19 protein-coding genes, 2 tRNA genes and 2 rRNA genes are annotated in these 26,843 nt (G+C 48.3%); 4 read left to right on the top strand and 19 right to left on the bottom strand.

Features of this window, described 5'->3' with window-relative positions:
* Positions 1-20: 20 nt before the first annotated feature.
* From WC734_04195 to WC734_04105, 19 genes are all read right to left on the bottom strand, one after another.
* Positions 21-1,223: an FtsX-like permease family protein gene (locus WC734_04195; GenBank protein ID MFA6198321.1), complete on the bottom strand. Its 1,203-nt coding sequence runs from the start codon at positions 1,221-1,223 to the stop codon at positions 21-23.
* Positions 1,220-1,894 carry an ABC transporter ATP-binding protein gene (locus tag WC734_04190; protein MFA6198320.1) on the bottom strand — a complete coding sequence of 225 codons (675 nt, stop codon included), beginning with the start codon at positions 1,892-1,894 and terminating at the stop codon, positions 1,220-1,222. The genes WC734_04195 and WC734_04190 overlap by 4 nt, the downstream gene beginning before the upstream one ends.
* A 70-nt stretch (positions 1,895-1,964) precedes the next feature.
* Positions 1,965-2,915, bottom strand: coding sequence for a polysaccharide deacetylase family protein (locus tag WC734_04185; GenBank protein ID MFA6198319.1), 951 nt, complete (start codon positions 2,913-2,915; stop codon positions 1,965-1,967).
* A 267-nt stretch (positions 2,916-3,182) separates the two neighbouring features.
* Entirely contained in the window at positions 3,183-3,626 is a 444-nt protein-coding gene (locus WC734_04180) for a flavodoxin domain-containing protein (GenBank protein MFA6198318.1), read from the bottom strand.
* Positions 3,627-3,793: 167 nt separating this feature from the next.
* Entirely contained in the window at positions 3,794-7,264 is a 3,471-nt protein-coding gene (locus WC734_04175) for a fibronectin type III domain-containing protein (GenBank protein ID MFA6198317.1), read from the bottom strand.
* 356 nt (positions 7,265-7,620) lie between these two features.
* Positions 7,621-8,082, bottom strand: coding sequence for a hypothetical protein (locus tag WC734_04170; protein MFA6198316.1), 462 nt, complete (start codon positions 8,080-8,082; stop codon positions 7,621-7,623).
* A gap of 13 nt (positions 8,083-8,095) precedes the next feature.
* Entirely contained in the window at positions 8,096-8,638 is a 543-nt protein-coding gene (locus WC734_04165) for a hypothetical protein (GenBank protein ID MFA6198315.1), read from the bottom strand.
* A 164-nt stretch (positions 8,639-8,802) separates the two neighbouring features.
* Entirely contained in the window at positions 8,803-9,600 is a 798-nt protein-coding gene (locus WC734_04160) for an ABC transporter permease subunit (GenBank protein ID MFA6198314.1), read from the bottom strand.
* A gap of 1 nt (position 9,601) precedes the next feature.
* The gene (locus WC734_04155; GenBank protein MFA6198313.1) at positions 9,602-10,474 is read right to left on the bottom strand and encodes an ABC transporter ATP-binding protein; all 873 of its coding nucleotides are present in this window, start codon (positions 10,472-10,474) and stop codon (positions 9,602-9,604) included.
* 62 nt (positions 10,475-10,536) lie between these two features.
* Positions 10,537-11,538: a hypothetical protein gene (locus WC734_04150; protein MFA6198312.1), complete on the bottom strand. Its 1,002-nt coding sequence runs from the start codon at positions 11,536-11,538 to the stop codon at positions 10,537-10,539.
* A gap of 93 nt (positions 11,539-11,631) precedes the next feature.
* Positions 11,632-12,084 (bottom strand): hypothetical protein, encoded by a 453-nt coding sequence (locus WC734_04145; protein MFA6198311.1) that lies wholly within the window; start codon positions 12,082-12,084, stop codon positions 11,632-11,634.
* 268 nt (positions 12,085-12,352) lie between these two features.
* Positions 12,353-12,439: transfer RNA gene (locus tag WC734_04140), tRNA-Ser, on the bottom strand.
* A gap of 146 nt (positions 12,440-12,585) precedes the next feature.
* The gene (locus WC734_04135; GenBank protein MFA6198310.1) at positions 12,586-12,885 is read right to left on the bottom strand and encodes a hypothetical protein; all 300 of its coding nucleotides are present in this window, start codon (positions 12,883-12,885) and stop codon (positions 12,586-12,588) included.
* Complete coding sequence (locus WC734_04130; protein MFA6198309.1) at positions 12,882-13,652, bottom strand: helix-turn-helix domain-containing protein; 771 nt, start codon at positions 13,650-13,652, stop codon at positions 12,882-12,884. The genes WC734_04135 and WC734_04130 overlap by 4 nt, the downstream gene beginning before the upstream one ends.
* Before the next feature lie 11 nt (positions 13,653-13,663).
* Positions 13,664-14,506, bottom strand: a complete 843-nt coding sequence (locus WC734_04125) for a sugar phosphate nucleotidyltransferase (GenBank protein MFA6198308.1) — start codon at positions 14,504-14,506, stop codon at positions 13,664-13,666.
* Positions 14,507-14,943: 437 nt separating this feature from the next.
* Positions 14,944-15,059: ribosomal RNA gene (rrf, locus tag WC734_04120) — 5S ribosomal RNA — on the bottom strand.
* A 311-nt stretch (positions 15,060-15,370) separates the two neighbouring features.
* Positions 15,371-19,344 (bottom strand): 23S ribosomal RNA (locus WC734_04115).
* 1,884 nt (positions 19,345-21,228) lie between these two features.
* Positions 21,229-21,906 (bottom strand): hypothetical protein, encoded by a 678-nt coding sequence (locus tag WC734_04110; GenBank protein ID MFA6198307.1) that lies wholly within the window; start codon positions 21,904-21,906, stop codon positions 21,229-21,231.
* A 70-nt stretch (positions 21,907-21,976) separates the two neighbouring features.
* Positions 21,977-22,061, bottom strand: a tRNA-Leu gene (locus WC734_04105).
* A 174-nt stretch (positions 22,062-22,235) separates the two neighbouring features.
* Here WC734_04105 and WC734_04100 point away from each other — a divergent pair.
* The 4 genes from WC734_04100 to WC734_04085 all read left to right on the top strand — a co-directional run bounded on the left by WC734_04100 (position 22,236) and on the right by WC734_04085 (position 26,735).
* A complete protein-coding gene (locus tag WC734_04100) occupies positions 22,236-22,745 on the top strand; it encodes a hypothetical protein (protein MFA6198306.1) in 510 nt (169 codons plus the stop codon).
* A 106-nt stretch (positions 22,746-22,851) separates the two neighbouring features.
* Positions 22,852-25,479: a lamin tail domain-containing protein gene (locus tag WC734_04095; GenBank protein MFA6198305.1), complete on the top strand. Its 2,628-nt coding sequence runs from the start codon at positions 22,852-22,854 to the stop codon at positions 25,477-25,479.
* Between the two features lie 107 nt (positions 25,480-25,586).
* A complete protein-coding gene (gene fsa, locus WC734_04090) occupies positions 25,587-26,240 on the top strand; it encodes a fructose-6-phosphate aldolase (protein ID MFA6198304.1) in 654 nt (217 codons plus the stop codon).
* Between the two features lie 252 nt (positions 26,241-26,492).
* A complete protein-coding gene (locus WC734_04085) occupies positions 26,493-26,735 on the top strand; it encodes a hypothetical protein (GenBank protein ID MFA6198303.1) in 243 nt (80 codons plus the stop codon).
* The last annotated feature ends 108 nt before the right edge of the window (positions 26,736-26,843 follow it).

Raw genomic sequence — 26,843 nt, 5'->3', positions numbered from 1 at the left:
TTGAATTTTGAATTGACCACCTATCTTCCCCTGATGGCGTTCAATATCTTATCCCGAGTAATCATAATCGTGGGCACTAGCCCCGACACCAGCGCCACGAGAATTACCACCCCGATGCGAATCGGAAAATCAATCGGACTAATTTGCAATGTCGCGTCGACAATTGGTAGACGGAACGGGTGTGCCTGGAAGTACGGTACAATGGCCGCGAAAAACAATATCAATCCTAGCGCGACACCGAACACCGAATAGGTCAGTGTTTGCAAAACATAGGTCGAACGGATCACCTGGACCGGTAAACCGATCGCGCGCAAAATACCAATCTGCCGACGACGGTTGGATATGTCAATATATACCACGATAAATATTGTCACCGCGGCGATTAATACGCCCACAATGGTCATCAGCACATTTATGCTTAAGAAGCTCGCCGTGATTGACTTCATCATGCCGGCCGCGTCCTCCCAAGGAATAAATTCTCCTTTGATACCGGCCGCTGCCAGATTAGCGATCGTTTCGTCTTCGTCCCCGCTGGACTCCTGTCGGATCAGTATGGTGGTAGCCGTGTTTTTCAGTTGGGGCATCATCTCCTCCACCGCTGTTCGATTAATAAACGCCCGCTGATCCGAATTGATAAACTTTGAATTATAGATTCCCCTGATCGTGAAGTCGCGCTGAATTCCATTTACGGTTAGAGTTACCTTTTCGCCCACTTTGGCACCCCGGAATGAAAACGCTTCCATGTCGGCATTGTGCCCGCCGGAAATCTGATACCCCAAAACTATTCCATTGGTGTCATTCTCTGACAAATACGATCCTTCAATCATTGTGTCAGCAATGTTCGTTACCGTCCGCTCAACATCGGGGTCGATCGCGATCGTAGTCCAGTTACCCTTGATGCCGTTATACTGCAATGATGACGGAAAGGTGAGTTCGGCCGTGGCCGCCTTAACGCCGGCAGTGTTTTTGGCCATTGCTAATATTTGCGGTGCATTAGTAAAGGTGTCCTGGCCTTGAGATGGCCGGATCATCACGTGCCCGCTGATAGTATTGATAATCTGTTCGTTCGCGCCGTTGATTATGCCCTGAAATAGAGAGGTCACAAACACTAGATTGATAAAGGCGATGGCAATCAAAACGATCGTCAACGAAAAGGTCCACGGACTGCCCCGCTTAATGAATCGATTGACTAAAAATGCCGGCAAAGCAAAGAATCGATTCATTTCAGCCTCCCATCTACCAGCTCGATCACCCGATTTCCGTATGCAACCTCTTCCGGTTCGTGTGTGATCATCACAATGGTATGCCCGGTATTATTAAGTACTTTAAAAATTTCGAGCACGTCCTCGGCGGCACGAATATCGAGATTAGCCGTTGGTTCGTCGGCAAAGATAACCTCGGGATCGTTCACCAGCGCGCGAGCGATGGCCACCTTTTGTTGTTCACCACCGGACAATTGGCTGGGCAGACGATTTTCCTTTCCCTTTAAACCAACCTGTATTAGCAATTCTAACGCTTTGTGACGGCAGGCGGATTTTCCTACTTTGGCCAATGCGGGAAGCATTATATTCTCCAGAGCGGTTAATTCTCCGATCAGGGCATATTCCTGAAATACGTAGCCTAATGTGTTCAGACGCAATTCCGCCCGCTTTGATTCCGCCAGGCTGGTCACTTCTTGGCCGTTCAATCGGATGGTACCCTTGTCCGGGTAATCCAATAGGCCCAGCTGATGCAGCAGAGTTGATTTGCCGGAACCATTTCGCCCCGTGATAATCAGAAATTCGCCTCGATTGAGCGTCAGCGTGACACCTTTCAGAGCCGGAACATTAACCTGACCAACGTGGTAGGTTCGGGCAATATCTTTAATTTCGATAATCGCTTTGACGTCTTCCATATCACAAAAATAACCATTCTAGGTTTTTATTGTATCATTATTCTTGTTCAAAAGCCAGGCCGGATCGTGGTTATTTTATTTCTGAATTGCTGCTGGCGTTAGTCTTGGCAATATTATCATCAAATTCTAAAGTCGCGATGTCTTTAGCCCGAAACCGCATCAGCTCCATTGGTTGTGCCAGATCAGCCAACCCTCCTACGGTCGTAACCCCAAATTGATACCCGGCTTGGATGGCCAGACGTTCAATCTCAGCATCAAAGCTACCAAAGGGATAGGCTATGCTAACCACCGGCCGGCCCGTCATTTGTTCCAACAATTGTCTGCTGCCGGTCAATTGCCTGATCGTTTCTTGGGCGGAGGTTTTATCGAGAGAAGCGTGATCTAAGGTATGCGATCCGATTTCGATACCGCGGCTGGCTAAATATAATGTCTGGCCGGGCGTTAAATATTCCGGCTTCTGGAAATCGGCAATGACATACACGACCGCGGTCATCTGGTGCCTGGCCAACTCCGGATAAGCCGTGGTATAAAAGTCTTCATAACCATCGTCAAATGTCAGTATGATCGGTTTGCTTGGCAAGTTTCTACTCATCAAATCTTGGAACGTAATTGTCTGGTAACCACGCTGTTTGAGATCGTCCAGTTGTTGAGCAAAGTGCATCGGTGACACTGACAAACTGACACCTTTTTCATCCTCTGGATCGTTGATTCGAATATAATGGTACATGATTATAGGAATTCGAACTTGTCGTATTGTTGAGCCGGTTGGCATTCTTGGGGGCATACGATAACCACTGGGGCCAGACTGACCATCGGATGTCTTCAGGGAATCGGGGCGTGGTTGTGTCTGGGGTAAGATCATCCGGCTCTTTACAATAGGCTGGTTGATGGCTGCGGGTTTTGACGTTACCGGATGAAAATATATCAGACCGATAAGCACCACGAAACCGGCTCCAAGGGCGACAAACGCAATTCTTATGTCTTTCTTCGATCGGCGTCGTTTCATAAAATAATCCTTCACAGTTACTACATACTAAATCTACTCACATAGTCAACCATTGCCTGGCTCTAACTGAAGTATTGCCATACTAGATTGTTAATGCCCAATACCTTTATTATCAAACTCCCGCACCGCATCGCTACCCACCTGGCGCATCGCCGGTTCGCGTGGCGTGGGCTTGATGTATTGTTGCAACACCCTGAATATTGTATCACAACATTAAACGTAGGCGAACTAGCGCTAGTCCGCCTACACTCCCCGTCTAGACTCCGTATGATTTGTGACTAATTACTGGACTGGCGGACCATCAACTTTGATGGCGCTGACAATGCGTTGGATATTATCGCGTTTCATCGTCCAGTTGTTGTGGATTCCTTTGGCCCATTTTCCAGGTATTTTGATGTACCAGACACGTTCACGGATTTCGGCCGGTATCGAACGATACGAGGCTTCACTGGCTGGACTATCGGGTGGCACCACCCCTACCGCGACAATAAACACCCTTTTATATTTGAGCGCTGGCCAGTATTTTTTCAGGAAACCGACTAAGGGCATCTTCCCGGCATAGGTGCCGGACATCACTACCACGACATCGGACTGTGCTATCATTTCGGCGCGTAGCTGTCGGTAGCCGATTGACCGGCAAGCAAGATCTTCGGCCAACCATTGCGCGTATTTCTTAGTGGCACCGAGGAATGATCGATAAACTATTAAAACGCTATTTGGGGACATATTTTACTATATTACCTATATTATACTGATAATTCATTATATGGCTTGATTATTAAAAAGCCAACGATTCATTATAATATTTAATTGGATATATTTCAAGCCGCCTCATCACAAAGTGGTAATGAAGCGTAATAATCTAATTGTCCGACTGATTATCGATTGGTTTATTACCGTGCGTTTGGCAGTATCAATTTCCACCCGGGTAAAATGAAACCTGGGGAATCATGCAGCTGTGGGTAGGTCCCCAAATTTAGTGCGACGATCTCGCCATAACGACTGCCGTCACCCAACAGTTTGTTAGCAATTTTCCACAATGAGTCACCCGACTGAACCGTGTAGACAACCTTCTCTCCAAATTGAACCGAGCTGTTCTTCTGCGTCCCAGCCGAGGGGGCAACTTTAGTAAAGGTGATTGGTGCGGTTGCCTGACTTAGCCGGCCATTCTGATCCTCGGCAACTAATGTTACGGTGTGCTGGCCGATAGCTAATTGCCCATCGGTGGATAGTTCATAAGAGAAATTGGCGGTGCCCGAGGAATTGTTTTGGACGGTGAATTCATCAACCTCTCGCCCATCGATCAACACCCGGATAATCGAATTATTCATAGCCAATCCCCTTAGCACGATCACGGGAAGCGCCGTATGACTGACTTCGGGCTGGAACACATATGGCGCGACATATGGCTGCTCGACTCTGAAACTGATCGGACTTGATGGCGCGCTAATGTTGCCAGATGAGTCTTCGGCCTTGAGATAAATCGTATGCCACCCCACTTTTAGATCTGAAGCTGGAGCGTACGCAAAGCTCCCGGTACCCGATGCGTGTGTTGTGGCCTTGGTGCGGCCATTCAGAACATCATCAATATACACCAGCACTGTTTGGCCGCTCTTAGCCAAACCGATAATGGTTGGTTTTGTCTGGATGGATGACCAATTAGCCGTGGGGGTTATTAATGTTGGCGTGACCGCAGTGATTGGCCCGGGTATCGGAGTTGGCTCAGGCTCGGGCGCTGGAACGGGCGTTGGCTCAGCTTCGGTGGAAAATGTTTGATCACTGCTAATGGCGGTTGAATTGCCGGTCGAAACCACCCGATAGTGATAGGTGGTGTTAGCCTGCAACCCGGTCAGCGTCTGGCCGTGTGATGTGACTAATTCCGAATTAGCTGATTCCGACCCATACGCAGTCGTTGTCCCATATTGCGTGGTCGAAGTAGCGGCATGATTCGTTGTCCAAGTAATCCTGGCCGAAGTGGTGCCCAAGACTTCGCCAGCTATGTTGGTAATCGCAGTGGCTTCCAGTTGATTAGTTGAAAAACTGGCGTCAGAGTTCGTAGCTGTAGTGTTTCCCACCGAAGATACTTCAAAGTGGTAAGTCGTGCCTGCCGTTAAACCCGTCAATGTCAGACTATGGCTGGTGGTTAGGGTGCCGGATGTAACTTCCAAACCATAAGCCGTAGTCAGGCCATAGCGTACCTGGGAAGTAGCGGCGTGGTTAGTAGTCCAGGCAATGGCTGCCGAACTGTTTGTTATCTCGCCAACGGAGACGCCAGTAACGGTGGTGTTCTCTAAGGTCGCGAATGTAGCATCGGCGTCATTGGTCGAGGTATTGCCGACGGAGAGTACTTCATAGTGATAGGTTGTACCTGGTGTCAGACCGGTTAACGTCAGGCTATGGTTGATCGTCGGAGTATCCGAGTATACTTCCGAACCGTAGGCCGTGGTCAGACCATAGCGTACCCGCGAGGTGGCGGCATGGTTGGTGGTCCAGGTAATCCTGGTGGAGGTGGTGCTCAATACCTCACTAGCAGTATTAGTAATGAGCGTCGCCTCAAGCTGAGTGGTGATAAAGGTTTTACCATCACCGATGGTTCCATTATCAGCCCGATCCGTTCCACGAATACGATAATAATACGTGGTGTTTTCATTAAGCCCCGCCAGGGTCACCGAATGATCCGTGGTAAGTTCGGCGCTTTCACTGGTCAAATTACCGTAGGCACCGGTAGCGCCCCACTCCAGCTGAGTCGTAGCCGGCTCGTTCGTAGTCCAACTGATAGTTGCGCTGGTCAATGATGGCTGATCGATAATCCCGGTTGGTATGGCAGCCTGCGTATCCACGGTAATACCATTCGAAGTAGCCACGGCGCCAATATTTCCCGCTACATCAACTGCCCGAACCGATAAATAATACGTCTGACCGTTTTGCAGCGCGACATCAACATTATCAATATTGGTAATGGCACCATCGTCGGTCCAGCTTATCGTGTCGCTGCCGCCAGATGTAGTGCCAATGGCATATTGATATTTAGAAAATCCGGATAGATCGTCATCTGCCGCCGTCCACGACCCGGCATATCCCTGAACCTGGTTAGTCCAGCTTATTTCAGTCGGTCCGGCGCCATCCCAAACCGGCGCGGGAGAGTTTGGTGCTACTTGGTCAACATAATATGGACCGATATCCTGGCTACCGTTGTTAGCGCCGGCGTAATTATAACTGCGTACATGCAAGTACAATGAATTACTATCCGAACTGGCGGCTAATGCCAAAGTGTTCCCGGCTGAAGTACACGAACCGCCACTGCCGTTAAATGGCGCGCAGTCACTTTCAGTCTGTCCCCAGGTACTTTCTGAATCTGTCCAGGTGTGGGTTGGGCTGGTGTCCCAAACATACCGATAGTATCTCACCCCGCCCGAACCCCATCCGGCGTTATTAGAAAATGTAAAATCTGGCGTGGTATACCAAGTGGAAGTTGCGCGATCAGCCGAAATATTTGGCGCGACCGGCAAAGTGTACACTTTTACGGCGCTGGTGTAGTCGGTATTGCCATTGCCATTCTCGGCTCGCACCTGATAACAATAGCCGGTGTTGGCAGTGAGACTACTATTCGTATAGGTTGCCACATCCGCACTCGTCGTTGTCAGATTTACCAGTGTTGAGCAATCTGTAGTTGGTGTTATGTCGGCCTGACGCTGTACGCGAAAAAGTTCTTCATTATTAGAATTATCCGTCCAACTCGTAGCAATGGAGGTGGTCGTGACGCTGGTTTCAGCAAGATTCGATGGCGCTGTTGGTGGATCAACATAAACTAACTTAGCGATGCTGTACTTATTGCCTTCCGTTCGAATCCGTATTGAGTACTTTCCGGTTGTCTGACAGGTTACGGTATCGCCCACCTCTACATATTCCGCAAACTCACCCTCGGGATTTAAGTATACCGTCAGTCCAGATCCCGAATCCAGCATATCAGCGCCATTCGACTGCCAATATATGAAATGTGTATTAAAACACAACCCGGTACCATACCACCAACCCGTGATATCAAACGTGTCGCCGGAATTGCAATATGTTGTGGTGGTCGGTAAATTCATGGCAACACCAGGCGCGTTGCAGGTTACCGCCGCTAACGCTGGCGCAGGCTTAAATAATATCAGCCCAGCAAAAACAGCCCCAACAACACCCAAACCAAACATGGTAATTACTGTTATAAAAGATGCGACGGTGGCACGATAATAGGTGATGTGCCGGCTGTAGCTTTCTAGATACCGCCCCTGCTCGTCGCGTGGTGCGTAAGTGACAAAACTTTGCTGTTGGGTATGCTTCAAGTAATATGGCCAGGAACAAAACACTAACAGGAATCTCATTATATGGCCCCACACTAACCACAAAATCAGCCGTCGGTTAGCCGCGTATTTATTCTCGGCTCCGCGTATTTGGCTAAGAAAAAATGTCCTCAATTTACAGTATTTTTTAGGTTTTTTGTCCTGAATAATCATTGTCTAGATACAATAAAAGCAGAAGAAAATTCGTTCCTGCTTTGTGTAAGAGTTCATATGTTTACTAGTTTTTATGTTATTTTTTGTATTTGCTATGTTAATTATACACTATTTTTGCTTTATTGTCAAATTAATGCATCTAGACACTAAACTTGTCACGCAAAAACTGACCGTTGCTGTTAACGACATCCTCGGGCTCGTAACTATTAAGTTGGTTAATATTTCTAATAATGAATGTTCTTCCCGGACATTAGGCTGACCGTCCGAGCGATCATACCGATTACCAAGCCAACTATCCCCACCCATAACAATATCGGGAATACATCGTTCAGCCAACCGAGCTCGAAGAAGCCGTGGAAGTCAAACGGAAAGACGACGAACAAACGATAGGACACGATGACGCCCACCACGTCCAATATCATCCGCGCGATGTAGTAATACAGCCGCTTGTCGTAGATAATGAATGATCCGTAGACGATGATATTCAACGCGAACGAGAAATTCAAAATCCCCAGTACTTCATTCCAGCTCTGGTTGATCAGTTGCGCGTGCCAGCCGATCAGGTTATTGGCGATATAAATTAACAGGATATGAATAGCCGCCGTGACCGCGTAACCCCAAATCCGACCGGAACGGGTTTTGGCTTTTTTGGATATTGGTTTTTTTAACTCGGTGGGTTGATCCATAATACAATAGGTATCAGACTGTGCTAGTGTTGTAATGTCGATAAAATTCAATTACAAAACTAACTATTTCAAAGTTTTTAAACAAATCTACAATGTCTGAATCGATACCTTTGATGTCCAGTGCTGTAACTCTATCTACAATTTTTTGATAGTCTGGCTTTATTAACAGATTGTTTTCTGGATACCTAAAACCAGTATTGCTTTCATCTTGAATTGTATAGTCCGTTAACATTTGTGCTTTTATGAATTCGCAATAGTAATATTTATTTACTAAACGTTCTATATCACTAAAATTATTAGTCCAATTTTTGAAAAACCTGTCCTTCACGGTAGCCAGTAATGGACTGTTTTTAGTAATATCTTCATTTTCAAGCCACTCGCTTATTTTCTGTTTGTCCTTTTTGGACTTGTCATATAGTGTATTCAGCGCCTTCTTAATATCGTGACCCTTACCATCCTTAGGGTAGTCGACATTAAACTGAACACATACCGTCTTTATAAAAACTTCAATTCCGTGTTTAATGTTATATATAATAGAAATATATATTTTTTGCATTATATGGATATGCAATCACGCCTTCAGGATCTGACAACATACGTGGTTTATCTACGTTTGCTAATATTTCCTCGCATCCTAACTTTGCCAACATTAGATATGAATGAGAGAAGTGTAGCCATTCGTAATGCTTTGTTGAGTCTTTCATATAGCGATTAGAGTAATTATACGTCTCTTTTCGTCCAAACCACCGCCCCAACGATCGTACTCACGATGATCACGACGACAAAAACCCAAATCGATGTCATGTTCAGCTCGCCCTTGGTCAGCGCGGATTGCGCGTCGAAGTAATGGAAGAATGAAAAATACTTCAGATCCGACAGATTTTCTTTGAGCGCGGCCACTAGATTCAAAACATACATCAACACCAGCAGTCCGCCCATGACCATCGATACCCGGCCTTTTTCCGATGAAAACGCCGAGACCAGCATGGCCAGTGAAAATATGGCCAGCCCAAAAAACATACCCATAATCGCCACAATCCCAAATCGATCGGCGTGGTAAGCCACATGATGCATGCTTGCTAATGGAATAACTGTGAACACCGTGGTCAGTATGAATACGACCAGCGCGATCAGACCGTAGACATATCGACCGATAAACATTTTCAGTCGGGATAGGGGTCGTGACAATAGCAGTTCGATGGTTCCCCGCTCCACCTCACCGGCCAGCGCGCTGCCCGCGATCGCGATCATAAAAATCACCAGCATCAACGGCCAGATCAGGCTGAAGTGTTCCATGGCGATATAGTTTTCCAGCGTCGACATATCCAGCTTTTCGATACCGAAAGCCTTCATGAATTCCTGCGGATAATTCTTAAGCAGCTCGGTAAAGTTCGCGGACTGCGCGGCAATGCTGGGATAGATCGCCACGTACATCTCGAGGAACGCCACGCCCGAAAGACAGTACACCAGTAGTGATATGCGCCGATCCTTGAACATGCGTGCGATGATTGCGCCCATATTATTGTTCGTAATATTCCAAAAATATTTTATCTAACGGAGCGCGTTCGATCAACAAATCCGATAGCTGGTAGCTACTTAATGTTTTTACTATTTCGGTAACATCGCCGCGCACTTCGAGGCTTATCTCGTTGGCTGGTGCTTCGAGCCAGGTTACATTCGATTGATTAAATTTAGCTCGATCAAACCCGCCCACCGTGTGAGCGTGGACATGATATACTTTCTTAACTTTCAATTCGTCGATGCTTTGGACAGCGACCATCTTGCCCTGGCGAATGATCCCAACCCGAGTGCAGATCTTCTCCACTTCCGGCAGATTGTGCGATGAAAAGAATATCGTCGCACCATTTTTGACTCGTTCATTGATCAGCTCGTATACGTCATTCTGCAATAGCGGATCCAATCCAGTGGTCGGCTCATCCAACACCAACAGATCGGGATTGTGCATGAAGGCCAGAATAATTCCCAACTTCTGCTTGTTACCAGACGAAAGCTGACCAGCGTGTTTGGTTGGATCGAAATCAAGGCGCTTAATTAGTTCATCAGAGCTATCTTGTCGGCCATTAAGTTTTTTGTAAAACCGAATATGCTCCCGGCCGGTCCATTTGTCATTCATCCGAACGTAACCAGACAGATAGCCGACCTGGTGTTTCAAATCAACGGCATCTTGGTGGCTGTCGCGGCCAAATAGTGAGATCGAGCCGCTGGACGGGCGAATGAAGTCCATCAAACACCGTATGGTAGTTGTTTTACCGGCACCGTTGGGGCCAAGAAAACCGAAAACCTCGCCTTTTTCAACCGAATAAGTGATTCCGTCGATCGCTTTGGTTTGGCCAAAATGTTTGGCCAGATTGTGAAATTCAAGCACTGGCATAGCTATATTTTATGCCAATAATTGGCGAAAATCAAGATCGCCGGATGGATTATTAGCCATTATTACTTGGCCGCTTTTGCTTCTCCCTCCAGCACTTCTTTTTGTTCACTTAATAGGTGAATTTTTACGTCGGGAAATAATGACTGCAGTGGTTCGCGAAGACGGGCATATACATCGTTGAGAAACACGTGCTGGATACCGTACTCGGTGATGCTCTGGAGATATCCGCTCGTGACAACGGCAATTCCATCTTTATACGCCGTCCCGCCAGTCGTGCCACCCCCAGCCCCCTCCCGCTCATTGTCGCGTAATTCAAACGGGGCGGTGTGAAATTCCTTACCGGGATCAACTCCTTGCTCCAATAAGCGCAGTAACTTGGTTAGCTGGTTTGATTTAGCGATACCGTGCGCATCGTAATCTCGCCCAACATCGCCGCTAACTTTTTCGTAGGGTGTCCCATCAACATTGAACCCATTACCAACCATAAACAACTCGTCGGTTATCCTACCATGGTATTCCTCATAGGTTTCCTGCTCAATGGTCCATAGTTCATGTACCAGTTGGGCGCGTTCTTCCTGGGTTAGGGGTTGAGCGGCTTTTTTATCGACGGTGGCCTGCTCAGATGGCGGGACATCAGCCACACCAAGCGTTGCCAATATTTCCTGAGCTCGAGCCTGGTCATGCGAAGCCTGTTCGCGTTTATCGACTCGAAACTTAATCGCGTCGAGCATCGGTTCGATCCGATGGCGTCCGGCAAAACCTCGACCGTCTTCGGCGCCGAACCGAATCAGCGTACGTCCTGATGCATCCGCGATACTGCCGATGCTCTCTGGCGTACCATAATCTTTATTGGCAATGAATATACCCAACTGTTCGGGTGTGCCGAAAAATATCTCTCGACCGGATCGGTCATATATTTTAGTTGGACTCTCAGCCGCGCTGGCCACTGATTCCCAAACTTCCGTTTCCACCGAATCAACGGTTTCGGCTGGTTCAGGATTGTACGGGGTGGATGGTTCTGTTTTGTCAGGTTTAAATTTTGACTCGTTTTCTCGGCTGGTCATATGTTGGGGTCTGTTTTGTCAGACACTGTCAGTGGTATTGTAACTTTAAAATCGGATTCAGGCAAAAGAAACAGGCGTCCGATATGGGGCGCCTTAGGCAAACAACCGCTGGAAGTATCTGTCGCCCAGAACCGAATAAGCACTGTCATAAAGATCTTCGTCTGCCCGCAGATCGGCGGCATGCGCGTAAACCTTGCGTGCCAATGCCAGCAATCTAGGATTATCCCGAAGCAAGATCATCCGCACACGTCTTCGAGCCAGATGTTCCCGCAGTAGACGTTTGGCGGCACACCGAGCCACCAGGCCCGACACCCCGAGAATGATCATTGCTACGACAAGGGGGTGAATGTGGTTCACGAACCACTGATAAGCGGCGACCTGCTTACCCCAGCCAAAGATGCTTAAGTAAATCAGAGCGCTGAACATGGCCGTCAGCAGAAACCCCAGAATGAACAACCAGCCGCTGACCGAACTGCATTCCCGATACTCTTCGAGAATCGCAATATCTTCCTCAGACAGAAGATCGGAAGCACCGTTTGTGTCCATGCTACCCTCCCTTCATGGCACCATTTTCATCATAACAACACCGCCGAGGGCGTCAAGGCTCATGGCTTGGTGGAACTAATATGCCCAACAAAGCGGAGGCGGCTCCGCTAAGCTGGGCGATACCTTTGCAGGTATACCGGTTTTCGGCGATCATTCGATCGGTCGCACGACCGGACGAGACCGCCCACAATCTACAGAGCGGAGGCGGGAGCCCCGCACAACTCGCGGACTCGTTTGCGGGGTCTGCGAGATTCGAAACGAGTCAGTGCGGAGAGGGTGGGATTTGAACCCACGAAGACATTGCTGCCTTACCGCTTTTCGAGAGCGGCGCCTTCAACCACTCGGCCACCTCTCCGCACTGACACCATTCTGTTATAAGCACGCCTCCGCTTTGTAGACAACATACTTCAGCGAACGCAAGCATTGTAACCTCTTAAGCCAAAATAATCAAGGATTAATTAAACCCGTGCCGCAAAGTATCCGATATGCTTATATCAGCTTTCAACCTTGTTTCTTTTTCCACCCAAACACAAGATACCCATACCACAAAAACATCGCAATCGCTCCAATTAACACTCCCACAAAAGCAGTTAACGAGTAGCCGCTGAATCCCAACAACTCGCCTGTATTGCCGCAAACTGTGGTAATGCCCACGGTCGTACATTTATCTGGGAATAAATTAATTACTAACATCCCCAGCACCAGGCCGACCACACTCCCGACCAAAACAAATATCGGTATAGTCAAAACTAGAAATATAGTTTTGTTTATTTTTGATAATTTCGAATAGTATTTTCTCATATCATGCCACCGTTATGGGATGATCGAGAAAGCGTCCGCCACTGATTCTCAAACAGAAATTTCTGCGTCTGCGCCAAGCCGGCATCTTCGATAATAATGCCTAATGGTGTCTGGTCGCCCGTGACCGAAATAAGTGCCGTTTTGTGGTGGTAGATTATTATGTAAGTCGGCGCGCCTTCTTTTTGAGACAGCCAGCGGCGTTCGTCCATGCCCAGTTCCTGGCCGCCTTCTCCCAGCGCAATTATTTTGACGGTAATTTTACGCTTGATCCGCTGCTTGGTATAATCGGGAAACTTTTCATATAGGTACTTTCTGATATCGGCTGATGAGTAAACGCAGTATTCCTTGACCGGCGCTTGCGCCATAGTATCGAGCACGTCTAATAATATGGTTCTAATACCGTTGGCGCCTTCGTAGAATTTTACCACCGGTTTCCCACCGCTGACTTCGCGCATGGATCGCAATTCCGGTATCGCTGCCTGAAGTTCCTGGCGAGCATTTTCTAGCACCCGCTGTTTTTCGCCCAATAAGTCATTAAGCCGTTCGGGATCCTCGGCCACAAAATACTGGTGAGTCGCCTGATGGTAATACGAAACCAATCCCTGCTCTTTCAGTGACTTTAATATATCATAAGTCGTACCGCGATTGATGTCCGTCGCAGTAGCTATTTTGCGCACTGGCGAAGGTCCATGTTTCAGTAATGCCAGATAAACACGAATTTCTTTGTCGCTAAATCCGAATTTTTGTAGTAATTGCTGAACTACCATGAAGTGTGAATTTATTTAGTCCACTCTTTCAATACATGCTCATATATTTCCGGCGTGGAAATATCGTACCATCGTCCCGAAAATGGGTAACCGTTCAGTTTTTTTGTTTTAATTAATTTCGGCAATACGTCTTCTTCCAGACTGGCTGGCTGTTTGTCGGGCAAGTAGTCAAATATAGTCGGCTCGACCACAAATATACCCGCGCTAACAAGCCCTAGGTATTCTTTGTCGGTTGGTTTTTCCACAAAATCAACGATGGTGTGGCCCTTGAGTTTTACGACTCCGTAATCGGAGTAATGATCAGTCGCGGTGAGTGCGGCGCTGACTACCGGAGCGTGTTCTTTGTGAAACTCCATCAACTCTCTAATGTCGATATCCGCCAATACATCACCATAGTACAATAGAAATGGTTCATGGATTACTTTGTTCAACGGACGGAGAGCGCCGGCTGTGCCGGCATTTTTTGATTCAGTGACGTAGGTAATAGATACACCATACTGGGCTCCATCATGGAAATACTTCTGAATATTTTCACCCAGCGGGCGACCGATCACGATCGTGATTTGGGTTAGACCAACATCTCGCAATGACTCGATAATATACTGCAAAATCGGCTTACCGCGGACCGGGATCATCGTCTTGGGCATCTCATAGGTAAAAGGCCGCATCTTGACCCCATGGCCACCGGCCAAAATCACCGCTCGTTTAATTTTTGGACCCAAATTTTGACTAAGGATATACTCAATCGCGTGGGAGCGGTTGCGAATTTTCTCCCCGTCTATAATCGCGTCCAGCTGCCCCAATACGTCTGATCGTAACGTGATAGTTAACCGCTGTCGGCCCACTTTGTTCATAGTAACTGTCTAATAATATTCGGTTTTATATTATAGCACGTAGCCGGTATAAATCCAGTGATAACGCTGTCCCCATAAACGTAAGACTAAGTTGATTATAATAGAGCTCCCAAGAGAAGCCTCCGCCTTCTTATTTATCGAATTATTAATTCTTAATTGCATTTGAAAAACCCCCGTCCTCGGGGGTCTTTCGGTACTGGCGCGCCTCGTGTAACACGACAGCGGTCCATTTGTCTTCCGAAGATTCGGCAATCAAATTCATAATTCCGGGCACGTGCCCCGCACCCAGCGCGGTGCGTGGTCGGCCTATCCCGCACTTGATTCGCTTCGCTCATCAATGCGGGACTTCGCTCTGTACCATTTATGGCGCAGAGCTCAGCTTTCCCAACGGCGGTTTGGGTGTATAGATCAGCGCAGAATTTGATCAAGATTATATTTCCCGGCATCGGCTTACTTTCCCACGTGCATAGGCACAAGTATCATCAGCGTTGATGAGCTTAACGGCCGAGTTCGGGATGGGATCGGGTGTGGCCTCATCACTTGAGACACCGGGAAATATAATCTCGATCATCGATCATCGGAAGGCAAACGGACTGCTTTTGATAAAGAGCTGGCTGGCGGTTAGAGCGTGAGCGCGTCAGGCGTCAGCCACAATACCATGGTGATAAAAACAGTAACCGCAAAGAACAGGAGCAACAATGTCAGTGATACTTTATATTTCTTGATCATGATATTACCACAATAACCATTTCATGTCTTCTGCGTAGGTTGCTGTTTCGAACGATCTTCGTCCGGACAATCAGTAACGTACGCAGGGGACTTAGGCAACTGAATACGAAGAGAAGTATTTCTGATTACTCGAAGTAAATCGGGACTTACGATCTATTAGTACTCCTCGGCTCAAACCCTTACGGGCCTTACACCTAGAGCCTATCAACCAAGTCATCTCCTTGGAATCTTAAAGGATGTCTCATCTTGAAGAAGGTTTCACGCTTAGATGCTTTCAGCGTTTATCCTGGCCGAACATAGCTACTGAGCTCATGCCCTTGGTAGGACAGCTCACTCACCAGAGGTTCGTTCTTCTCGGTCCTCTCGTACTAGAGAAGAGTCTTCTTTCAAACATCCAACGCCCACGACAGATAGGAGACCGAACTGTCTCACGACGTTCTGAACCCAGCTCGCGTACCGCTTTAATTGGCGAACAGCCAAACCCTTGGGAGCTTCTTCACCCCCAGGATGCGATGAGCCGACATCGAGGTGCCAAACCGCGCCGTCGCTGTGGACGCTTGGGCGCGATAAGCCTGTTATCCCCGGAGTAGCTTTTATCCGTTGAGCTTCCGCCGTCCTATTACGTACGGTCGGATCACTAAGTTCTGCTTTCGCAACTGCTCGGGTTGCCGCCCTTGCAGTAAAGCTGGCTTGTGCCTTTGCGCGACGCGTCCCGTTTCCATCGGGACTTAGCCAACCTTTGTAAACGCCTCCGTTACCTTTTAGGAGGCGACCGCCCCAGTCAAACTACCCGCCAGACACTGTCCCCCAGCCTCTGTAAAGGCGAGGGGTGAGACATAAAACTCATTCAAGGTGGTATCTCACTGGTGACTCCATACCGACTGGCGTCGATACTTCAAAGTCTCCCACCTATGCTCAAATAGAATAAACCTTAGGTCAATATCAAGGTGTAGTAAAGCTTCACGGGGTCTTTTCGTCTAGCCGTGGGTAACCGGCATCTTTACCGGTCTTGCAATTTCGCCGAGTCCCTCGTTGAGAGAGTTCTCAAGTCGTTATGCCATTCGTGCAGGTCGGAACTTACCCGACAAGGAATTTCGCTCATTACTCGGGTGGGAAACCTACGGTTTCCCCCTCCGATGCTCCCCCTTTCCCTTTATGGTGTCGTCGGCGTCAGACTGCGCGCGAAATTAATTCGACGCTTGTCCTCCTTGACGACACTTGCTGGAAGAGCGCTCGCTGTTACCAGTGAGATTGGACTATATCTTCATCCATATTATTAAATGGATGCCCGACGTTTAGTCTCTACGGGGTCATTCCGAAGTTGGGAGAAAGTGGGAAGCACTAGTGGCTTCCCAAAGGATAGTGAGGAATGGGAGGATTGAAACCTCCATTGCTGGCGTATGCGCTGATGGTGTTGGTAGGTTTTCGGACTAAGAATCCGCTCTTTACCACGTATCCCGCTTGTCTATGCCAGCACAATAGCCGTGTACTTTGGCTATAGAGAGCACATCGCCCGACTGACGATGCTAATTGCTCTACACATTCCCACTCTTGTGTTCCTTCTCTCAACTTCGAAAGACTTCCCTCGGTATTGTCCGGTCATCCGACCGGAGTTTCACCGATATAGTCAAGTGTTTATGGACCAATCCCGCATTACTGCGGAATGAGGCAGTTACTTTTCTTTACTGCACATAACTGTTAACTCGGTTTTTTAACCGTCCCAGTCCTTAGCCGCACCATTTTCATGATTCGGCTAACCTTAGGACGGTTATAGTTACCGCCGGCGTTCATCAGCGCTTGGCCTCGAGGCTCTCACCCCTTGGCTTAACGTTCTGACACTGGCCAGGCATCAGCCCCTATACGTCACCTTACGGTTTTGCAGGGACCTGTGTTTTTGTTAAACAGTCGCTTGAGTTCATTAACTGAGCCCCGTACCGAAGCGCTTGCGCGCCTGGTACCGGGAGGCCTTATCCCGAAGTTACGGCCGTTATTTTGCCGAGTTCCTTAACGAGGGTTCTCTCGTTCACCTTACCACTCCAGTGTGGCTGCTCACCTGTGTCGGTTTGCGGTACGGATTCCTCACGGTGCACACCTTCTTCCTTTTCTTGACACCCAGTCTACTCTGATCGAGTCAGCCGTAGCTTTCTCTTTCCACCCACCTTCGCTCTGCGTTCCACTTGAGCTTCGGTGGGCAAGCCATTACAGCCTGTCCATCGTAGCTTTTCGTGAAATGAAAAGCGAAGATGGGGGGACGGGCATAACCAATAGCCCGCCGGAACGTTCCAGATGTGTCAGAAGAAGATAACCGCTAGGAAGGGCTGGAATATTAACCAGCTGTCCATCGCTTACGCCTTTCGGCTTGGACTTAGGACCGCCTAACCCTGAGACGATTTGCGTTGCCCAGGAAACCTTGAGCTTTCGGTGTCCGGGGTTCTCACCCGGATTTGTGCTACTCATACCAACATTCTCACTTCTGTATCCTCCACCGTTCCTCGCGAAACGACTTCAGCGGATACAAAACGCTCCTCTACCAAACGTCCTGCAAAAGCAGAACGAGTTCGCGTCTTCGGTACTCGATTTAAGCCCCGTTAATTTTCGGCGCAGAATAACTTGACTAGTGAGCTATTACGCTTTCTTTAAAGGATGGCTGCTTCTAAGCCAACCTCCTAGTTGTATAAGTCGTTCCACCACCTTTAACACTGAATCGAGATTTAGGGACCTTAGACTGCGATCTGGGCTGTTTCCCTTTCGACCTGTGAAGCTTAGACCCCACGGTCTGACTCCAGTAATTATCATCATCCGCATTCGGAGTTTGGTTGAACGTAGTAGGCAAAAGCCATCCACGCTCATTCAGTGCTCTACCTCAGATTAGATGTTTACTAGGCTAGCCCTAAAGCTATTTCGAGGAGAACCAGCTATTGCCGGGTTCGATTGGAATTTCTCCGCTATCCACAACTCATCCCCTAGTGTTGCACGGCTAGTGGGTTCGGTCCTCCAGTGGGTGTAACCCCACCTTCAACCTGGCCATGGATAGATCACCCGGTTTCGGGTCTAATGAGTACAATCTTGAGAAATGAATCGCCAGTCGCCGTTGCCGACGGCCGCCGAATCAGCCTCATGCGCATTATTCATGCTCGCTTTCACTGTGGCTGCGCCCTAACGGGCTTAACCAGACTGCACCCAATTAACTCGTTGGTTCATTCTTCAATAGGCACGCCGTCACCCACCTTCGCTCTACGCTTCGCTTGAGCTTCGGTGGGCAAGCCCCATCTTCATTATTCATGAAAACGGGCCTGCCCGCTGTAGCTTGAAGCGCAGCGGAAAGCGAAAGCGGGCTCCGACTCCTTGTAAGCATATGGTTTCAGATACTATTTCATTCCCCTCACCGGGGTGCTTTTCACCTTTCCCTCACGGTACTTGTTCACTATCGATCACTAAAAGTATTTAGCCTTGGGACATCTCGCCACCCATACGTTGCTTGCGCAACGCATAAGCGACAAGACTTTTATAGTCGTCCCGGATTCCCACAGGATTTCTCGTGTCCTGTGGTACTCGAGTAAAATTACCATGAAGCAGAAACCTCCTTTCGATTACAGGGCTATCACCTTCTTCGGCCCCGCTTTCCAGCGGATTCTTCTAGGAAAGATCTCTTTCGTATCGCTTCATCCTGGTAGCACAAGCTCCAGACGTAATCACTCACAACGCCACTAATGCATTAAGGCTTGTACCCTTGCTCCGCTTGCGCGGAACGGCACTAATGGTTTGGGCTCATCCCTGTTCGCTCGCCACTACTAAGGGAATAGCCTCTGCTAAAATTCCGCTTCCCAACTACCTATTAAATAGGCGGCTGGGCGGGTCGAAATATTAACAAAGGAACTTCGTTTCTTTTCCTCCAGCTACTAAGATGTTTCAATTCGCTGGGTCGTCTTATCATACCTATGTATTCAGTATGATATGTCTCGTTGTTTACAACGGACGGGTTACCCCATTCGGAAATCCCCGGATCATAGGTTGCTTGCCACCTCCCCGAGGCTTATCGCAGGCTGCGACGTCCTTCATCGTCTTTTAGTGTCTAGGCATCCACCATATGCTCTTGTGTTGTCCCGATTTACTTGGACTAATCACAAACGTACGCACAATGTACGTATACTACTATGCTTACTTGCTGACTGAGACTATGCTCAATTGCAATTTGTTACCCTTTACTTCTCTTCGTATTCAATTGTCAAAGTTCGAGGGTCGCTTGCGCCGCTTCTTATCGGCCGGGCTAAGCCCGTCCGCCTAAGAAGCTTTCGGTCAATCTCATCGTTACCGCCTCCGCCTCTTCTTCGACGTACATTAGCACGTCTCAGTCGAGTGCTCGGCGGCGCCTCGATCTTGACCAAACGCTAAGCGCCCCAACGCCCGTAGATATTATCTTGAACGGACGCGGGAACAAATCGACTCGATTAGGAGCCATTCATTCCCGTATCAGTTCAAAGAGAGAAGTTGACATCCGACATCGGACTGTAGCGTCAGGAATCTCGGCTGTGTCGGCTGAGTCCTCACAACTATCGTCCCCCGCTGGAACTTAGTCCAGAACGTCGGATGTCAATGTACTGATGAAAGGAGCGCACCGCAGTGAAGGAAGCCCCGGAGGAATGTGTCACCAACCCTCAAGACTCTCAAACACTGGGGCGCAACATAGGGGGCGCGAGTCGTGCCCATGAGTCGCCGGGTGACTCGAGGGGGTAGGCACGACCGCGCCCGTGCATGCAGGACGCTCCGCCTCGGCCTTTCAACCTGGCAAGCCAAGCTAATTCCTTTGGGCAGAGCGTCCACGAACGCATCAGAGAAAACCCCTCGGCACCTAACAAGCACGGGTCGCCTCATCAGCATTCGACTTCTATATATAAGGACCAAAGCCGAGGGAAAAACTGTTTTCAACCAGCTTCGATGCTCAAAGTTTTATTCCGGAAAGAGCGACCTAGTTTGATATAAAAAATCCGCCTTCAGGCGGCGGTATGTTTAGCAGAACGTAAGAATACCGGCTAACCGCCTGATGTATTGAGAGTTAGGATCTGATTCATCATACGCTTACGCTTTGTGGATAAACTGTGTGTTTTTGGTACTAATAGTGTATCAAGATAGTTTATACGTGTCAATAGTTATGCCATCTTTTGGCGAATCTAGGCTAATTTAGCAGTTTTTATTATAAATTTAGCTATTATTAGGGGAATGAACCAATACTGTGCACCTAGTGCGCTGCTAGACCGGGACTATCCCAACAGACAACATTATTTACCGCCCGTCTAGTATGTCTGCAGGAACAAGCTGGGGGACTTTTGAACAACACAACGTGGCACACCGGATAAAGTTTTTATGTGACGTGTTATTCGCTCATTACAAATTAATATATATATTTTGCTAATTCGAATTTTGTTTTTACTTTCACGCCAACATTAGCATATATCATTTCGTATTATCAAATGAAAAATCCGCCTATTTTTATTTTTGGAGCGGATTTTTCTTTAGCGTGTCGGACTATTTCCGGCGTTTCGCTTTTTTTGCAACTTTTCGTTTGGTCGTCTTTTTAGCGACCTTCTTCTTTGCTTTCTTCTTTTTTGCCATTTTTCTTTTCACCTCCTCCCATCAGAATTTTTTTGCAACAAAATATTTTTGTTGTTTTGTTGTTATGGAATATTATTTGGCATAGAAGTTATAAATGTGCTCCTGTGGATAAGTATAGAGCATATTTTTCGCTTACGCAATAGTATTCAACATAATAATGTGCATAACTTATTACGAAAACTGTTTTGTATTCGCGGAATATTTATTCCATGCGATAATATTTTATATATTATTGGTGTGAATAATTTTCTACGTTAATAATTATGTTTATTAAATTCGTAAATACTAAAGTGGGGTTTTTATTCCTGTGGCGCTAATTTGAAACAGCTCCACGCATTGGGAGCCGTTCCGACTGATGTTAATATGGTTAATAACAGGATTATCTAGTCATTTAATACCTGACGAATAATCTCTCGCGTCTCGGGATTGTTTATCCAACCCTCATTAAATCTTTCTCGTAATAATTGCTCCACATTGAAATAACTCTGGCGTAGGAATCGCAACGCCGTGATCAAACCAGCTGTGTCCTTATTAATACCGCGCTCGTATGCCCGCAGCAAATCATAAATCACGTGCGGTTCGCAATGCGGCTGTGGTATCCCGGTTTGGCGCGCGAAGTACGCGGTAATAGTTATTTGGTCTTCCTTGATAGCTCCAATTACCCGGTGCATGCCATCTATTACTTTTATCTTGTCTTCATCGAGACGAACTAATATTGGCAGCGGATCAAAAGTATGTTTTGCGAAGAGCGCTTGCGCTTCATGATTGTTGTGTAATATGACTTGGAGTTGTCTTGGTGAACGTTTGGCTTGATCGATAATAAAAGCGTTCTCATCTGGACCCATGCCGGTTAGATATAGTTTCTCGACTTCAACGTCCTCCTTTGTCCAACTTACGTTAGGATCTGTCATGAAGTCGCCTACCCAATTCAGTAACGCGCCCGTATAAACCAATAGCTGTTCGAGCGCGCCGTTATGCCGCTCAAACTTGTGGCGCATATGCTTGACCATGTCCGTGAGATATTCTGCGTCGGGAATGTTGGATGGAACAATGCTGACCATAATAACTCCTATTATTTGGTACCCAGGAGAGGACTCGAACCTCCAACCTCTTGCGAGGATCCCGCACTAGTGGTGGGCGAGGAGGGACTCGAACCCTCATGCCTTGCGGCGCTAGGTCCTAAACCTAGTGCGTATACCAATTTCGCCACTCGCCCACCACAGATGCGGGACGCGTCTGCCTGCCTAAAAATATACCAGCGGAGTTTACCCCGAATTCGAACGAAGTGAGTAGTTCGGAGCCACCTGGGCTCACGATATATCGTAACTATATCACATTACTTAGCCTGGACGCTTTTGTCAAAAGTCACATACATATATATAATGTAGTTATGAATACCAAACGCATCATCTTAATCATCGTTATTGCCATAATCATCATCGGTGGAGGCATCGGATTGTATTACTATTCCCGCTCTCAATCGGATAAAGACGCCGATCAAACAGCCTCGGACGATTGGAGTGCCAACGTTAATAGTAGTAATACCAACGAAAACGCTAACAACGACATCATGCCCAGCACCCAGCTAACCGGCCCGATGCTGGAATTAGCCCGTTCACGCGACGCCAAGCGTCTAAGCGACGTCCGCGCTATATCATCGGCTCTGGAAGCTTACCGTGGCGACAAGGGCAACTACCCCACCGAGCTAAGTTCGCTGGTACCGCAGTACTTACCCAATATCCCAGAAAACCCGACCCCCGGTGGTCTGGCCTATGATTACACGCCAATTGGCTCCGAACCGTATACCTATTATAGCTTGTACTACAATCTCGAAGCTGGTTCGGGTGATGTTATTTCGGGAGATCACGAAGCCACCCCGGACGGCATCGCGACGATGTAGTGTTTTTGCCCCAACCTGTTGGGTGTGGACATCTTTGAGTTGACGCATTTTGTGCATCAGTTATATTGTTCTTATCAGACCAGGGAGACGCCAAAGGGCTTCCCGCATGAAACGAGTTAAATGTTCCATTATCATAATCTGGCTGCTGATCGGGCAGGCTGGGCTTTTTGTTCCCCGGATTGTGAAAGCCGATAGCGCACCTAGCGTAGTTATCAATGAACTGATGTGGATGGGCTCATCCGCTTCCAGCTCGGATGAGTGGATTGAGCTGCGCAATCTGACCGACCAGCCGGTGGATCTGTCGAACTGGCGGCTGACTCGAAAAAGTGGCGGCCAGGACACTGCCATGCTGGCTATACCAACCGGAATATCGATATCGGCCAATGGATTCTTTTTGATTAGCAATTTCTCAGGTGATTCCGCCCAATCCACTTTAGGAATAGCACCCGACGTTGTTAACACGGCCGTGTCACTGGTTAATAGCGATCTGCAAATTAAGCTCTACACCGCTACGAACGAACTGATTGATACCGCCGATGACGGCAGCGGCGTGCCATTGACCGGAGCCTATACCAGCGGTTCGGTGTGGAAATCGATGGAGCGGGACGTCCAAGTCGCGGATGGAACTCTCTCGACTAGCTGGCATACGGCCGATGCTTCGATAAACTTCGACGCTGGCAAACCTGAGCTGGGCACACCCGGGGCGCCGAATTCAGATCCTAATACACCACCGACTGTAAAATTGAGCGGGCCGACCAGCGGCGTGGTAAACGAATCATTAAACTTCGACGGATCGGAGTCGTCTGATGTTGATGGCGACCCGCTGCAGTTCAATTGGGATTTTGGCGACGGCAATTCTTCCACGTTGGAAACACCGACCCATTCATTTGCCTCAGCCGGCGCATTTAACGTGAAATTGTCGGTCTTTGATGGGCGCGACCAAGCCGAATCGCAAATCAGCGTGGTGATAACATCAGCGCCAACACTCGAACCGCCTGCTCCAGCACCATCATCCGCGCCTATCCAGATTAAAGTGTATTCTCGTTCCATTATCATTAATGAGGTGCTGCCCAATCCGACTGGCGATGATCTGGCTGAAGAATTTATCGAGCTATATAATAATGCAGCCGATCGAGTGGATTTGGCCGGTTGGAAACTAAGCGACACCGGTAAAAGCTACACGATCGGTAATGGCTTGGACTCAACCGTTGTTGAACCAAATGGTTACTTCGTCGTGCCACGACGCGTGTCCGGCATCGCGCTTAATAATACCACTACTGAAACGGTCCGATTGTTTACCCCCGACGACACGCTGATTAATGAGATCACATATCCAGTCCCGGCTCCCGAGGGACAGTCCTATGGCCGGATAAATACCGATTGGCAATGGTGTCCAACGCCGACACCTGGCCTAGCCAACACGACGGCTGGATCCGACGAACTAGACGCTACCGATCTTACACCGAGCACTCCAAGTAAAAGCGATACGGTTCCAATCACCACGAAAAAGGAAGCCTCTACCACAAAAACAGCCTCGGGCGATGTTTCTAATCGTGTCTGGCTAACCGAACTTCTTCCCAACCCATCCGGCTCCGATACCGAAAATGAATATATTGAAATAACCAACTTTGATACCAGGCCAATTAACCTACTAGGCTGGAAGCTAACCGACCAAACCACTACATTTGTTTGGAAAAAGGCCGTTGTTATTGCCCCACTTGACTCTTTGGCGATCTATCGGCCGGAATCAAAGATCTCATTGAACAATTCTACTGAACAGATATTTCTGGTCGCACCGAACGGTAAAATAGTTAACGGCGTAACTTATAGTAAGGCACCCGAAGACTTATCATGGAGCCGGGTCGGACCGACCGTACGCTGGGCGTGGTCCGCCGAATCAACTCCCGGCGATACAAACGAGATTGTCGTAGTCGAAAACGATACCGCTGAAAAAGCCCAAAGCTCATCCAGCACAAAATCTTCCAAAGAGGTGGTTGCACGAACAATCACCGTAGCCGAATTCAAAACCTTGCCCAGCCGGACAGCCGTCACCATAGAAGGCGTCATTACCGTAGCGGCCGACACGCTCGGAAAACGCACCGCTTACCTCGAAGACACTTCGGGTGGGATTCAAATCACTTGGCCGACATCGTTTGATCTTTCTTTGGCGATCGGTGATAGCGTGCGGGCCAGCGGAACTGTCTCAATCAGCCAGGGTGAACATCGCCTGGCAATAAAGACCGCCGACCAGCTCACAGTAGTATCAAAAGATACGCCGCTTCAGCCGATCGAACTGACTCAAGCTCCAACGGAAGATCAATACAATCGCCTGGTCAGTATCACCGGATCGCTAATATCACAAGAAACCACAGGAATGGTAGTGAAAAGCGGCGAACAAGTATTTACAGTGTTGTTCAAAAAGACCGCGAAACTCGAGGTACCGGATTCCCAACCCGGCCAAGCAATTAGCGTCACTGGCTTATTAACTAATGGCACAAATGGCGTGGCGATCCTGCCCCGCACCAGTGACGATATAAAAACAGCCGAGGTAAAGGGCGCTAGCACTGATGATGGTAATATGAGTAACACTAACAACGTAGTAACTCCGACTCAAAATTCAATCTCCAGCGTAATCACACTATCGAGTATGGCAATTCTCGGCTTTGGCGTGGCAATATATATGGTTCTTCGGCGTCGCCGAATGCTGAAACAAAATATGGATAGCTTCAAGTAGAACTACCTAAGCCAATTTGACTAAAGATGATAAATAATTTAATGTTGGCGGGCAGGTAACCCTATAACGCCACCACAGAGGAGCCCAATTTAGGGCGAGGAGGGATGATGAAACTGTTCGTCGACACCGCAAACGTGGAAGAAGTCCGGCAAGCGGTCGCAATGGGTGTGGTTTGTGGAGTGACCACAAACCCCTCGCTGGCGGCCCAGGAGGGAGGTGATTTTCACGCTCTGCTCCGTGAGATCTGCTCCCTGGCTAATGGTCCGGTTTCGGCGGAAGTGCTAGCCAAAGATGGCGATGGCATGCTGGCCGAAGCCGAAAAACTGGTCGCGATCGACCAGAAGAATATCGCCATCAAGCTCCCAATGAATCCACCGGGGCTGGCGGCGTGTCGTGTACTTTCAGCGCGGAAGGTGAAGGTCAACATGACGCTGGTGTTCAACCCTAACCAGGCGCATCTGGCCGCCTTGGCCGGGGCGACCTATGTCAGCGCCTTTGTCGGCCGATTGGACGACATCGGCGAGGATGGCTCTGCCGCTGTACGAGTAATCGTTGCACACCTACGCAGCCTCGGGTTGAGCACCGAAGTGATTGCAGCCTCGATACGCAATCCACTGCACGTCATTCAGGCTGCCCAGGCTGGCGCACACGTGGCGACCGTGCCGTTCAAAGTCATAATGCAGATGACTCGGCACCACCTGACCGATGCCGGGATCGCCAAGTTCCAGGAGGATTGGGAGCGGGTGCCGAAGCTCGCATAGATCCCAACCATTGCTGTTTACCTTTACCGCCGGGTAACGTAAACAGCTTTTTTTATTAATAATAGTTGACAACATCGCAAAACTGTGATACAATTACATTAGTTGAATCCCCGCACCCGAGCATTTGCGAGTGGTTCGGGGGAAAACAAAAACACAACCAAATCAAAATGAACCCAAAGCTATATCATTTATAATCCGCAACACAACCAGTGTTGTATTTTATTTAAGTAATCAGTAAAACAAAAAACAAAAATGAACGAGGACACACCAGCGGCTCCCCAGCCGCAAACGCCTCCCCCATCGGCACCAAGCCAGCCGGTAGCGGAAGCGCAACCGGCTCCAACCGAGCCGGTCGCCGAGACGCCGACCGACACAGACGTCAAAAAAACCAACCCATTAATGAAAAAGGTTAACACCTTAATGGGCATGGGAATAATCGGCATTTCATTAGCCGGCACCTTGCTGGCCATCGCTCTTTTCGCCAACGTCTACTAAGTCAAACAAAGTCAAAACAGCCCCCCACCTTTCTAAGCGATGTCTATTGATCAACTGTTGCGCTAGCCATTTGGCGGCTTCGCCTTACGTCATCAATTATCGCAAACC

This window comes from Patescibacteria group bacterium (assembly GCA_041661625.1).
In the GTDB taxonomy this organism is placed as follows: Bacteria; Patescibacteriota; Patescibacteriia; order JAHIZJ01; family JAHIZJ01; genus JBAZUB01.
The sequence above is the reverse complement of the archived record's forward strand: the minus strand, read 5'-3'. Positions and strand labels throughout refer to the sequence as shown.